This is a genomic window from Roseovarius sp. (genome assembly GCF_048262375.1).
Lineage (GTDB): Bacteria > Pseudomonadota > Alphaproteobacteria > Rhodobacterales > Rhodobacteraceae > Roseovarius.
Genome location: NZ_JBLXFE010000021.1, coordinates 20,922 through 33,676 on the forward strand (window position 1 = coordinate 20,922; position 12,755 = coordinate 33,676).

Annotated in this window: 10 protein-coding genes; 9 read left to right on the forward strand and 1 reads right to left on the reverse strand. The window is 62.6% G+C overall.

What is annotated here, in order from left to right:
* Positions 1-5: 5 nt before the first annotated feature.
* From tsaE to hslV, 8 genes are all read left to right on the forward strand, one after another.
* The gene (tsaE, locus tag ACN0SW_RS16890) at positions 6-491 is read left to right on the forward strand and encodes a tRNA (adenosine(37)-N6)-threonylcarbamoyltransferase complex ATPase subunit type 1 TsaE (protein ID WP_417729103.1); all 486 of its coding nucleotides are present in this window, start codon (positions 6-8) and stop codon (positions 489-491) included.
* Positions 484-1,497 carry an aminoglycoside phosphotransferase family protein gene (locus ACN0SW_RS16895; RefSeq protein WP_417729104.1) on the forward strand — a complete coding sequence of 338 codons (1,014 nt, stop codon included), beginning with the start codon at positions 484-486 and terminating at the stop codon, positions 1,495-1,497. Before tsaE ends, ACN0SW_RS16895 begins: the two co-directional genes overlap by 8 nt.
* Positions 1,494-2,177 carry a nucleotidyltransferase family protein gene (locus tag ACN0SW_RS16900; RefSeq protein ID WP_417729105.1) on the forward strand — a complete coding sequence of 228 codons (684 nt, stop codon included), beginning with the start codon at positions 1,494-1,496 and terminating at the stop codon, positions 2,175-2,177. The genes ACN0SW_RS16895 and ACN0SW_RS16900 overlap by 4 nt, the downstream gene beginning before the upstream one ends.
* The gene (gene addB / locus ACN0SW_RS16905) at positions 2,170-5,109 is read left to right on the forward strand and encodes a double-strand break repair protein AddB (RefSeq protein ID WP_417729106.1); all 2,940 of its coding nucleotides are present in this window, start codon (positions 2,170-2,172) and stop codon (positions 5,107-5,109) included. The genes ACN0SW_RS16900 and addB overlap by 8 nt, the downstream gene beginning before the upstream one ends.
* A complete protein-coding gene (gene addA / locus ACN0SW_RS16910) occupies positions 5,106-8,477 on the forward strand; it encodes a double-strand break repair helicase AddA (protein ID WP_417729107.1) in 3,372 nt (1,123 codons plus the stop codon). Before addB ends, addA begins: the two co-directional genes overlap by 4 nt.
* Before the next feature lie 59 nt (positions 8,478-8,536).
* Positions 8,537-8,857, forward strand: coding sequence for a thioredoxin (gene trxA / locus ACN0SW_RS16915; protein WP_417729108.1), 321 nt, complete (start codon positions 8,537-8,539; stop codon positions 8,855-8,857).
* Positions 8,858-8,938: 81 nt separating this feature from the next.
* On the forward strand, positions 8,939-10,087 hold the full coding sequence (locus ACN0SW_RS16920; protein ID WP_417729109.1) for an amidohydrolase: 1,149 nt from the start codon (positions 8,939-8,941) through the stop codon (positions 10,085-10,087).
* Positions 10,088-10,152: 65 nt separating this feature from the next.
* Complete coding sequence (gene hslV / locus ACN0SW_RS16925) at positions 10,153-10,707, forward strand: ATP-dependent protease subunit HslV (RefSeq protein WP_417729110.1); 555 nt, start codon at positions 10,153-10,155, stop codon at positions 10,705-10,707.
* A 48-nt stretch (positions 10,708-10,755) separates the two neighbouring features.
* On the opposite strand, the gene ACN0SW_RS16930 is transcribed toward hslV, so the two are convergent.
* Positions 10,756-11,142: a DM13 domain-containing protein gene (locus tag ACN0SW_RS16930; RefSeq protein WP_417729111.1), complete on the reverse strand. Its 387-nt coding sequence runs from the start codon at positions 11,140-11,142 to the stop codon at positions 10,756-10,758.
* Between the two features lie 166 nt (positions 11,143-11,308).
* On the opposite strand from ACN0SW_RS16930, the gene hslU reads away from it, so the two are divergent.
* Complete coding sequence (gene hslU, locus ACN0SW_RS16935) at positions 11,309-12,616, forward strand: ATP-dependent protease ATPase subunit HslU (protein ID WP_417729112.1); 1,308 nt, start codon at positions 11,309-11,311, stop codon at positions 12,614-12,616.
* The last annotated feature ends 139 nt before the right edge of the window (positions 12,617-12,755 follow it).

The window sequence follows — 12,755 nt, forward strand, 5'->3', positions numbered from 1 at the left end:
GGGGCATGTCCGTTTGCAGCACCCTTGTTCACCTCGATAGCCCAGATGCGACCTGTGCCCTCGCGCAGGGGCTGGCCCCGTTGCTGCGGGCCGGTGATACGCTTCTCTTGTCGGGTGGCGTGGGGGCGGGCAAGACCCATTTCGCCCGATGCCTGATCCAGTCGCTGCTGATTACCCCCGAGGATGTGCCGTCGCCCACTTATACGCTGGTTCAGACCTATGAGGGGCGGACCGCCGACATCTGGCATGCTGATCTTTATCGTCTCAACGATACGATGGACCTGATCGAACTTGGCCTGACAGAAGCATTCTCCCAAGCGATTTGCGTGGTGGAATGGCCCGACAGGCTTGGTGATCTGACCCCGGCTGACGCCCTCTTGCTGGATTTCGAACCTCGGACAGAGCCCGGCGCAGAGGATCACCGTCTCTTGCGGATCGACTGGCAGAATGACAGGTGGGGGCAGCGATTAAAGGGGCTTTTGAATGACTGACCGTGCCGCGATGATGCAAACGTTCATCGCAACGACCGATTGGGCCGGGGCGGCGGTTGCGCCCTTGGCGGGGGATGCCTCGAACCGGCGCTACCTGCGGCTCACTCATGCCAGAACCGGCCAGAGCGCGGTGCTGATGGATGCCCCGCCCGAACGCGGCGAGGATGTCCGCCCCTTCCTGCATATTGCCCGCTATCTGACCCAACTCGGCCTCAGCGCGCCGCGCATTCTGGCTCAGGACGAGGGGCGTGGCTTCTTGATCCTTGAGGATCTGGGGGATGCGCTTTTTGCCCGCGTGATCCCAAAGGTGCCGCTGATGGAGCAAACGCTCTACGCCGCTGCCACTGATGTCTTGGCGGATCTACACCGCGCCACGCCGCCCTCGGGTCTCAAACCTTATGGGCCTGATACCATGACCGACATGGCCGCGCTTGCCTTTGACTGGTATCTCATCGGTGCCACAGGCGAGAACAGCCCGGACCGCGCCGAGGCACGCGCGGCGCTGCACTGCCTCTTGCAGCAATACGCCGGGACCACGGATGTGATCGTGCTGCGGGACTATCACGCCGAAAACCTGCTCTGGCTGCCGGGGCGCGTGGGCACGGCCCGCGTCGGCCTCTTGGATTTTCAGGACGCCATGACCGGCCACCCGGCCTATGATCTGGTTTCGGTGCTGCAAGACGCCCGCCGTGATGTGCCCCAATCCATCGCGGCCACAATGATCGCCCGTTATTGCACCGCGACCGGCACCGATCAAACTGCCTTCGCGGCCGCCTATCACTGCCTCGGTGCGCAACGCAATCTGCGCATTCTGGGGGTCTTTGCCCGGCTCTGCCTGCGCGACGGCAAAGCAGGGTATGTTGATCTGATCCCCCGCGTCTGGGATCATTTGCAGCGCGATCTGGATCATCCTGCAATGGCTCCGGTCGCGCCGATTCTGCGTGCCGTGCTACCCGCGCCGACCTCGGCGATCCTTGCGCGCCTGCGCGCGCAATGCGCCCGATGAGCTTGGCCGTTATGCTCTTTGCTGCCGGGTTCGGCACGCGCATGGGCGCGCTGACCGCCACCCGGCCCAAACCGCTGATCGAGGTGGCGGGCCGTCCGCTTATCGATCATGCGCTTGCGCTGATTGAGCGGCATGGCGCAGGCCCTGTGGTGGCCAACCTGCATTACCTGCCGGATCAGTTGGAGCGATACCTTGGCACCCGCAATGTCCGTCTGTCCTATGAGTCCGCCGAGATTCTGGAAACCGGTGGCGGCCTGCGCGCTGCGCTGCCGCTGCTTGGTCCCGGCCCGGTCTTTACCATGAATACCGATGCGGTCTGGCGCGGCCCCAACCCGCTTGATCAATTGGCGGCACTCTGGCGTCCCGAAGAGATGGACGCGCTGTTGCTCTGCATTCCGCGTGTGCAGGCCATCGGCCACACTGGTGCGGGCGATTTCCTCATTGGCCCGGAGATGCGCGCCACGCGCGGCCCCGGTTCGGTCTATTCGGGCGTGCAGATCGTGAAACCCGACCTGCTGCACACCATCCCCGAGCGCAGCTTTTCGCTCAATCGTATCTGGGATATAATGCTGGCCAAGGGGCGGCTCTGCGCCGTGAACTATCCCGGCCAATGGTGCGATGTCGGCCGCCCCGAGGGGATCGCGCTGGCCGAATCCATGCTGGCGGCTCCTGATGTTTGAGCCATCGGACACCCCCCGCCTTTATGGCATTCCACCCGGAGCGGACTTTCCCCGCGCTCTGGTCGAGGGGCTGCGTGCGCGCCATGTCGGTCTGCCGCCGCAGAGCTTGGCGCGCGTGCAACTTATCGTCAACACCCGCCGTATGGCACGGCGCATCCGTGAGCTGTTCGATCAGGGTCCGCCCTGTCTCTTGCCGCGCATCAGCCTCTTGACCGACCTCGGAGAGATTTGGGATCTGGCCCATATCCCTGATCCGGTGCCGCCGCTGCGCCGCAGGCTGGAACTGGTGCAACTCATCACCAAACTTCTCGACAGCGCGCCCGATCTTGCCCCGCGCAGCGCAATCTATGATTTGTCCGATAGTCTCGCCGGCCTGATGGATGAAATGCACGGCGAAGGCGTGTCGCCTCAGGCGATTGAGGCGCTGGATGTCACCGATCAATCCGGCCATTGGGCGCGCATAAAATCGTTTCTCGGCATTGTCCGGCATTATTTCGAGGCAGGCGGTGCGGACCCGGATGTTGAAACCCGCCAAAGGTTGGTGATCGAACGGCTGGCGGCGCTCTGGCGGGAAACACCCCCCGCCCATCCAGTCATTCTGGCCGGTTCAACCGGCTCGCGCGGGGCCACGCAGCATCTCATGCAGGCGGTCGCGCGCCTGCCCCAAGGCGCGGTGGTCTTGCCGGGCTTTGACTTCGACATGCCCGGTGCGGTCTGGGATGCGCTGGGCGATGCCATGCTGTCCGAGGATCACCCGCAATACCGCTTTTGCCGCGTAGCGACCGGGGCAGGGCTCGCGCCTGCGCAAATCCGCCCGTGGTCTGACATGCCCCCCGTTCAGTACGCGCGCAATGCGCTGGTATCGCTGGCCCTGCGCCCGGCACCCGTCACCGATCAATGGCTGCGAGACGGGCCGCAATTACGCGATATTGCCGGGGCCACGGCGGATATCACACTGCTTGAGGCCCCATCCCAGCGCCAAGAGGCGCTGGCCATCGCCATGCGCCTGCGCCAAGCGGCAGAAGAGGGGCGCACGGCGGCGCTCATTACCCCGGATCGCACTTTGACCCGCCAAGTAACGGCGGCGCTCGACCGTTGGGACATCCTGCCAGATGACAGCGCGGGCCTGCCGCTGCACCTCTCACCGCCGGGTCGCTTTCTGCGCCATGTCGCGGATCTCTTTCGCAACCGCTTGAGTGCTGAGGCGCTCTTGACCCTGCTCAAGCATCCGCTAGCGCATCAGGGTGTCGACCGCGGCACGCATCTGCGCCTCACTCGAGAATTGGAATTGCACCTGCGTCGCCACGGCCCGCCCTATCCCACCGCGGACAGCCTCCGCACTTGGGGCGCCGGACAAAAGGACCCACTGGCGCCCGACTGGGTGAACTGGCTCTGCGATTGCTTTGTGAACAGAGACTATTCCGGCGAAATTCCACTCGAGATCAGTGTTGCGGCGCATCTGACGCTGGCCGAACGCATCGCGCAGGGCCATCATGGCGAAGGGTCCGGCACGCTCTGGCTCAAGGATGCGGGCCAAGAGGCACAAAAGGCCGTAACTGAACTTCAGGCCGAGGCGGGCGTTGCGGGCGCGCTCAGCGCCAGTGATTATTCGAGCCTGTTTTACAAGATCCTTACCACCCGAGAGGTACGCAATCCGGTCGATCCGCACCCCCATATCCTGATCTGGGGCACGCTCGAAGCGCGCGTACAGGGCGCCGATCTGCTGATTCTTGCCGGACTGAACGAGGGAAGCTGGCCTGAATCCCCCAAGCCTGATCCTTGGCTCAACCGCGCCCTGCGCCATCAGGTCGGGCTTTTGCTGCCAGAGCGGCGCATTGGCCTCTCGGCGCACGATTTCCAACAGGCAATTGCCGCGCCCGAGGTCTGGCTTACCCGCGCCATCCGTTCTGCGGATGCCGAAACCGTGGTGTCACGCTGGCTCAACCGCATCCTGAATCTGCTCAGCGGCCTGCCGGATCAGGGTGGGCCTGCGGCGATTGAGGCCATGCGTGCCCGTGGCCGCCTCTGGCTAGACCGTGCCACGGCATTGGAGGAGCCGGGCGAGGTGCCCCGCGCCACGCGGCCTGCGCCCTGTCCGCCGGTTGGCGTGCGGCCAGACCATCTGACCGTGACCGAAATCAAACGGCTCATTCGGGACCCTTATGCGATCTATGCCCGCCACATCCTCAAACTGCGCCCGCTTGATCCCTTGATGCGTGCGCCTGACGCGCTCTTACGCGGCACCGTTCTGCATGAAATCCTCGAAGGCTTCATTCGCGAAACGCTGGAGCATCCGGCACACTGCACTCATGCCACCCTCATGCGTCATGCAGAGACTGTTTTGGCCGAAAACGTCCCTTGGGCCGAGGCGCGCGTGCTCTGGCTGGCGCGGTTGGAACGCGTGGCGGACTGGTTCATAGAGTCTGAGGCGCAGCGCCGGGCGCTGGCCCATCCCGTGGCCTTCGAGGCCAGTGGTCGTGCCACCCTGTCCGATCTGGGCTTCACTCTTTCGGCCAAGGCAGACCGGCTTGATCTCGACGATCTGGGGCGACTGCATATCTACGATTACAAGACCGGCGCGCCCCCATCCGCCAAGGAACAGACCAGTTTCGACAAGCAACTCTTGCTTGAGGCTGCGATTGCGGAGCGTGCAGGCTTTGCCGAGATGGGGGCAACCCGTGTCGCCCGTGCGGTCTTTATCGGCTTGGGTAGTGATCCCAAAGAGCTGCTGGCCCCCCTCGATTCTGAGCCGCCGGATAAGATTTGGTCCGAATTTCACGCGCTGATCTCCGCCTATTCAGAGGCTGATATGGGCTATACCGCCCGTCGCGCCCCGCGCATGGCCGAGGATGATGGCGATTACGACCAACTGGCGCGCTATGGCGAATGGGAAATGACCGACTCCCCTGTTGTGACAAAGGTGGGGCAATGACGCTGCGCGACGCCGCCACCCAAGCGCAGGTCGAGGCAGCCCGCCCAGACCTGTCGACATGGCTCTCGGCCAATGCCGGGTCGGGCAAAACGCGGGTGCTGACCGACCGCGTGGCGCGGCTCTTGCTGGATGGGGTTGATCCACAGCACATTCTCTGCCTGACCTACACCAAGGCTGCCGCATCAGAGATGCAAAACCGCCTTTTCCGCCGTTTGGGCGCTTGGGCGATGCTGGCCGATGCCGCGTTGATCAAGGAGCTTGACGTCTTGGGGTATGAGGGGGCCATCACCGATCAGACCCTGCGCGAGGCCCGTCGCCTCTTTGCCCGCGCGATCGAGACGCCGGGCGGGCTAAAAATCCAGACGATTCACTCCTTCTGCGCCTCTCTCCTGCGCCGCTTTCCGCTTGAGGCGGGCGTCACACCGCAATTCACCGAGATGGAGGAGCGCACCGCCACCCTCCTGCGCGCCGAGATCGTCGAAGAGCTGGCCGTCGGGCCGGACGCCGCCGCATTCTATGCCTTTGTCAGACACTATTCCGGCGAAACTCTGGAAAAACTGACTGCTGAGATTGTCCGCAACCGCACCGGGTTCGCAGAGGCGCTCAGCGATGCTGATCTCGCCGCGCTATTTGATCAACCCGAGGGGCTGTGCCTTGAGATGATCCGCAGTCGGGTGTTCATGGGCAACGAACAGGCGCTCATGGATCATCTTCTGCCTGCACTCAGGGCCGGGTCCGCCAATGACATCAAGGCAGCCGCTAAGCTGGCACAGATCACCGCGCTCGATGTCTCAGCACTGCCCGTTCTCGAAGCTGTCTTTCTCAACGGTAAGGGGGCCAAATCCCCTTTTTCCGCCAAGTTAGGCTCTTTTCCAACCAAGGCGACGCAGGCCGTGCTCAGTCATATCATGCCGCAGGTCGAGCAATGGATGCTGCGCGTCGAGGATGCCCGCCCCGCGCGCCTTGCCCTCATCGCCATGCAGAGAACCCGCGCTCTGCATGACCTCGCCCGCGCTTTCCTGCCCGCTTATGAGCGCGCCAAGCAATTGCGCGGTCTGCTTGATTTCGACGATCTGATCCTGCGCGCCCGCGATCTTCTGACCGACCCGGCGGTGGCGGCTTGGGTGCTCTATCGGCTCGACGGCGGGATCGACCATATTCTGGTGGACGAGGCACAGGATACCAGCCCGGTGCAATGGCAGGTGATCGAACGGCTGGCGCAGGAATTCACCAGCGGTGAGGGCGCGCGCGCCGATGTGGCGCGCACCATTTTTGTGGTGGGCGACAAGAAACAGTCGATCTATTCCTTTCAGGGGGCCGACCCGCGCGAATTCGACCGTATGCAGCGTGAATTCTCCGCACGTCTGGGGACAACCAACTCGCCGCTGCAATCACACGTTCTTGCCTATTCTTTTCGCTCATCTCGGGCCATTCTGACCACCGTCGATTGCTGCTTTGATCAGAGCGAGGCGAGCGGTTTTACGCCAGAAGAGGGTCACAAAGCATTCCTTGAGACACTGCCTGGCCGGGTCGATCTCTGGCCCTTGGTGGCAAAGCCCGAAGAAGAAGATCCGCCTGCGTGGCATATGCCCATCGACATCCGCGCCCCCAATGATCCTGCAATTATTCTGGCGCGGCAAGTGGCCGGGGCAATTCGTCAAATGGTCGAAACCCGTCAGGCCATTCCCGACGCGAAATCCCCGAACGGCTTTCGTGCCGTGCAGCCGGGCGATTTCCTCATCCTCGTGCGCCGCCGCTCGGCGCTCTTTCACGAGATCATCCGGGAATGCAAGGCACAGGGCCTGCCCGTCGCCGGGGCCGACCGGCTCAAGGTTGGTGCGGAACTGGCCGTGCGCGACCTAGAGGCGCTGCTGTCCTTTCTCGCCACGCCCGAGGACAGTCTTGCCCTCGCCATCGCCCTGCGCTCGCCGCTCTTTGGCTGGTCCGAGGCACAGCTTTACGATCTGGCGCAGGGGCGCAGCCACCGCTACCTGTGGGAGGAACTGCGCAGCCGCGAAGCGGACTATCCCGAGGTCATGACGGTTCTCAGGGATCTGCTCGACAAGGCCGATTTCCTGCGCCCCTATGACCTGTTGGAGCGTATTCTGACCCGCCACGACGGCCGGCGTCTCCTGTTGGCGCGTCTGGGAACCGAGGCAGAAGATGGCATTGACGCCCTCTTGGCGCAGGCGATGTCGTATGAGACCCGCGCCGTCGATAGCCTCACCGGTTTTCTCGTCTGGATGGAAACCGACGATCTCGAAATCAAGCGCCAGCTTGATAGCGCCGGGAACCGTATCCGCGTGATGACGGTCCACGGGGCCAAGGGGCTTGAGGCTCCTGTCGTGATCCTGCCGGAATGTGGCCAATGGCGTGCACCGCCAGCGCCGCAGATCGTGATGCAAGGGGGGCATGCCCTCTGGACCGGGCGTGCCGATGACATGCCGCCCACCTTGGCCAACGCGCTTGAGACCGAGCGCCGCGCGCTTCTCGCGGAACGCGACAGGCTGCTTTATGTTGCCATGACGCGCGCTGAAAAGTGGCTGATCGTGGCGGCACATGGCGATTTGGGCAAGCAGGGTGACACTTGGTACGATAAGGTTAAACGCGGGATGGAAGCGGCAGGCGCTCTGTCGCACAGCTTTGATCAAGGGGCGGGATTGCGCTTGGATCATGGCATTTGGGCCGAAACAGAGACTGATTCAAGACCGATTGATCCCACATCGGTTCTCACACTTGATCCGCTCTTTCTCCACGCGGCCCCTCAATCCGCCCGTGTCAAACCGCTCATTCCCTCCGATTTGGGCGGGGCCAAGGCGCTTCCCGGCGAACAGGGTCTGGACGAGGAAGCCGCCAAGCGTCGCGGTCGTCAGATTCACCGTCTCCTTGAATTCCTGCCCACGGTTCCTGTATCCGATTGGCCCAAAACCGCTGCACGGCTCCTGTCCAACGGCAGCGATTCGGCAAGTGGTGACGAGCTTTCACTTTTACTGGCCGAGGCCGAAAAGGTCCTGACCCGGCCCAGCTTGCACGCGCTCTTTGCCGCTGATGCGCTGACCGAAGTGGCAATCACTGCCCATCTGGCCCCCTTGCAAGGACGCCGTATTCACGGGGTAATTGACCGGCTGATCATCGACGACACCCGCGTCCTTGCGGTGGATTTCAAAACCAACGCGCTTGTGCCTGATCGGCCCGAGGTGTGTCCTGATGCGCTCCTGCGACAGATGGGGGCCTATGCCCACGCGTTGGCGCAGCTCTATCCGAACCACGATGTTCAGACCGCGATCCTCTGGACCCGCACCGCTACGCTCATGCCTCTTGCCCACGATCTTGTGACCAGGGCGCTTGAATCCACCACCATCGCTTGACGTGCCCTGCGCGGCTCCATAGGTTCGCGGGCGAAACCCTGACCGTTAGGAGAAATGAAATGGCCACCGTTGCCGTAACCGACGCCACCTTTGACGCCGAAGTCAAGAATTCCAGCATTCCTGTTGTTGTGGATTTTTGGGCCGAATGGTGCGGCCCCTGCAAACAAATCGGCCCTGTTCTGGAAGAACTGTCGAGCGAGCTGTCCGGCAAGGTCAAGATCGTCAAGGTCGATGTGGACAGCAATCCCAATTCCGCCGTCGCCATGGGCGTGCGCGGCATCCCTGCGCTCTTCATCTTCAAGGATGGGCAGGTTGTCTCGAACCGCGCTGGTGCTGCCCCCAAAGCTGCCCTCCAGAGCTGGATCGAAGACAGCATCTGAGACCACAGAAATACCTCGTGAAAAGGGGCCGCGCCTGTCGCGGCCCCTTTTCTTTGCCCACAAAACCCGCATGATCGCCCCATGACCCTGACCAATGCCGATATTACAGAGCTGACCGCCCTGCGCCGCCTGTTGCACCAGTACCCCGAGGTATCGGGCGAAGAGCACGAGACTGCCCGACGCATCACCGAGGCCCTCAAGGATCTTACGCCTGACACTCTCCTGACCGGGCTAGGCGGCCATGGCGTGGCGGCGGTTTACGCGGGGGCGGAGCCCGGCCCCACCATCCTCTTTCGCTGCGAATTGGACGCTCTGCCGATTACAGAAGAGGGAAATCTTCCCCATCGCTCAACCATTCCCGGCACGGGGCATCTGTGTGGCCATGACGGGCATATGACGGTGCTTCTGGCCCTCGCCCGACTCTTGTCGCGCAAGCGGCCTGAGCGGGGCCGTGTCGTGCTGCTCTTTCAGCCCGCCGAGGAAACCGGAGCAGGGGCGGCAGCGGTGCTGAGCGATCCTAGTTTCGAGACTATTTCACCGGATTATGCCTTTTCTCTGCACAATATGCCGGGCCTGCCGCTCGGGCATGTGGGCCTCATCCCCGGTCCGGTCAACTGCGCGTCGCGCGGCATGGCGATCACTCTGACCGGAAAATCCGCCCATGCGTCCGAGCCGGAGAACGGCACCTCGCCCATGGCGGCTCTGTCCACTCTCATGCCTGCGCTCACCGCGCTCAGCCATGGCACACCGCATGACCCGGATTTCGCCCTTGCCACCGTCACCCATGCCCGCATGGGCGCGCCCGCCTTTGGTATCGCGCCGGGCGAGGCGACGCTCTACGTCACGCTGCGCACCCTGATAGACGCGCAGATGCACGCGCTCTGTGATCAGGCCGAAACGCAGGTGGCCGCGTCCGCAACGGCGCAGGGTCTCACCGCCGAAATCACCTATCACGACATCTTCATGCATTGCGAGAACGACCCGGATGCGACCCTGATTCTGCGCAACGCGCTAGAGGCGCTGCGCATTTCACATGACGCGCGCGGCTTGCCCATGCGCGCGTCCGAGGATTTTGGCCGCTTTGGTCATCGCGCCAAATCGGCAATGCTCTTTCTCGGCGCGGGCACCACCCATGCGGCGCTTCACAATCCCGATTACGATTTTCCGGATGACCTCATCCCCATTGGTGCGCAGATCTTTCACCGTGTCGCGCATGACCTCTTGGGGTAACGCGCCCTTGCACCCTGTGCCGCCCTCTTCCATATAGGGCAGAACGAAAACGGAGGCCCTGAGACATGAGCGATTTTCCCGGATGGCACGGCACAACGATTATCGGCGTGCGCAGGGGCGGCGAGGTTGTCGTCGCCGGTGACGGTCAGGTCAGCCTTGGACAAACGGTGATCAAGGGCACGGCCCGCAAAGTGCGCCGCCTCTCGCCCGGCGGCTATGATGTGGTGGCCGGATTTGCCGGATCGACGGCTGATGCCTTTACCCTGCTCGAACGGTTGGAGAGCAAGCTTGAGGCGACACCGGGTCAATTGCAACGCGCCTGCGTGGAGCTGGCCAAGGATTGGCGCACCGACAAATACCTTCAAAAGCTGGAGGCGATGCTGATCGTTACCGATGGTGACCAGCTCTATGTCATTACCGGCGCGGGTGATGTGCTCGAACCCGAACATGACATCGCCGCCATCGGCTCTGGCGGAAATTTCGCGCTCGCCGCCGCGCGCGGTCTGGCCGATAGCCCTGACCTCACCGCCGAAGATATCGCCCGTCGCGCCATGGCCATCGCCGCCGATATTTGCGTCTACACCAATGGCAACCTGACGGTCGAACGGATCGGCGGCTGACGGCACGAACCATCAGCCACCTTTACAAGGCTCACTCGTTACCGCACCTCAGCGCAACGTCGCCACACCCAGCGGTACGTTGAACTGTTCACACCAGATCCAGACCTCGTTGACACCCTCAATGGTCATGCTGGCCGGGATCTCATAGCGCTGTGCCCCAGAGTTTGAGCGTAGCGCACCCAGCACGGTCGATTTGTCATACCCGTCCCGGCCCAAGGCCACCTTGGGATCCGGGGCGCCGTCGAACGCGAAATCGGGCTGCAAAACGACATAGGTTTTGCCGCCCTCTTTCACCACCGTCACTCCGCCGCTGGTTACATGATTGCTGCGGCCCTTGAACGTGCCGTTGCGGCTTTGCCCGGCAAGGGCCGGCCCGGCCATCATCACGGCCCCGAATGCCGCCGAAGCAGCCATGAAATTGCGGCGATTTTGCATGTAGATTTCCCTTCCATCGGTTACAGTTCGCCTTAACTATGCGCCTCTGCGGGAATAAAAACCGACCTGACCACCTCGTGATCCGCCGTCAGAGTTTCGTGTACCCGGTTGCGTTTTTCGCCACGGCGTATACCTACCTGTAAACCGATCCGCAGAAAGGCCTGCCATGACCGACCTGACCCCGCGCGAAATTGTCTCGGAACTTGACCGCTATATCATCGGCCAGCGCGACGCCAAGCGGGCGGTCGCTGTAGCCCTGCGCAATCGCTGGCGGCGCAAGCAGCTCTCCGACGATTTGCGCGATGAGGTTTATCCCAAGAACATCCTGATGATCGGCCCCACCGGTGTCGGCAAGACTGAAATCTCGCGCCGCCTCGCCAAACTCGCCCGTGCGCCCTTCATCAAGGTTGAGGCGACCAAGTTCACCGAAGTGGGATATGTCGGCCGCGACGTCGAGCAGATCATCCGTGATCTGGTTGACAGTGCCATCGCCCAGACCCGTGACTGGATGCGCGAAGACGTCAAGACCCGCGCCGAGCAGGCCGCAGAGGATCGCGTGATCACCGCCCTCGCTGGCGAGGATGCCCGCGAGGGCACGCGCGAGATGTTCCGCAAGAAACTGCGCGATGGGCTACTTGACGACACCATGATCGACATAGAGGTGGCCGATACCTCCAACCCAATGGGCATGATGGATATTCCCGGCCAGCCCGGCAGCCAGATGGGCATGATGAATCTGGGCGATATCTTTGGCAAGGCGTTCGGTCAGCGCACCACCACCAAACGTGTGACCGTCGCTGATAGCTACGCGCTGCTGATCGGTGAAGAGGCGGACAAACTCTTGGATGACGAGGCGGTCCATCGCACAGCGCTTGAGGCGGTCGAACAGAATGGCATCGTCTTTCTGGATGAGATCGACAAGGTCTGCGCCCGGTCCGACGCCCGCGGAGCCGACGTCAGCCGCGAAGGCGTGCAGCGTGATCTGCTGCCGCTGATTGAGGGCACGACCGTCAGCACCAAATATGGCGCGGTCAAGACTGACCACATCCTCTTTATCGCCTCCGGCGCCTTTCACATTGCCAAGCCGTCGGATCTGCTGCCGGAATTGCAGGGCCGCCTGCCGATCCGGGTTGAACTGCGCGCACTGACCGAGGCCGACTTTGTCCGCATCCTGACCGAGACCGACAACGCCCTCACCCTGCAATACACCGCCCTCATGGGCACCGAAGAGGTGACGGTGAATTTCACCGAGGACGGCATCGCGGCCCTCGCGCATATCGCGGCAGAGGTCAACCAATCGGTTGAGAACATCGGCGCCCGCCGCCTCTACACGGTCATGGAGCGGGTGTTCGAAGAGCTTTCCTTCACCGCCCCCGACCGCTCCGGCGAAAAAGTGACAGTCGACGCGGCCTTTGTGGACAAGAACTTGGGCGAATTGATGAAGTCAGCGGATCTGTCGCGCTATGTGCTCTGAACCTGCGCGCGGCTCTGCCGTGGGATTGAGTATTTATGGAACGATGAAAGCATAGGGGCGCGCATTCGCTTCACCGTTCTCAGAATACTCAATTCCAACCTTTGCATCCGACCCAACGGTTGGGCCTTTTCTCTTGCTG

What these genes read in the sequence shown, in the direction of transcription:
- tsaE (WP_417729103.1), top strand. Translation starts at nt 6, where the DNA reads ATGTCCGTTTGCAGCACCCTTGTTCACCTCGATAGCCCAGATGCGACC.
- ACN0SW_RS16895 (WP_417729104.1), top strand. Translation starts at nt 484, where the DNA reads ATGACTGACCGTGCCGCGATGATGCAAACGTTCATCGCAACGACCGAT.
- ACN0SW_RS16900 (WP_417729105.1), top strand. Translation starts at nt 1,494, where the DNA reads ATGAGCTTGGCCGTTATGCTCTTTGCTGCCGGGTTCGGCACGCGCATG.
- addB (WP_417729106.1), top strand. Translation starts at nt 2,170, where the DNA reads ATGTTTGAGCCATCGGACACCCCCCGCCTTTATGGCATTCCACCCGGA.
- addA (WP_417729107.1), top strand. Translation starts at nt 5,106, where the DNA reads ATGACGCTGCGCGACGCCGCCACCCAAGCGCAGGTCGAGGCAGCCCGC.
- trxA (WP_417729108.1), top strand. Translation starts at nt 8,537, where the DNA reads ATGGCCACCGTTGCCGTAACCGACGCCACCTTTGACGCCGAAGTCAAG.
- ACN0SW_RS16920 (WP_417729109.1), top strand. Translation starts at nt 8,939, where the DNA reads ATGACCCTGACCAATGCCGATATTACAGAGCTGACCGCCCTGCGCCGC.
- hslV (WP_417729110.1), top strand. Translation starts at nt 10,153, where the DNA reads ATGAGCGATTTTCCCGGATGGCACGGCACAACGATTATCGGCGTGCGC.
- ACN0SW_RS16930 (WP_417729111.1), bottom strand. Translation starts at nt 11,142, where the DNA reads ATGCAAAATCGCCGCAATTTCATGGCTGCTTCGGCGGCATTCGGGGCC.
- hslU (WP_417729112.1), top strand. Translation starts at nt 11,309, where the DNA reads ATGACCGACCTGACCCCGCGCGAAATTGTCTCGGAACTTGACCGCTAT.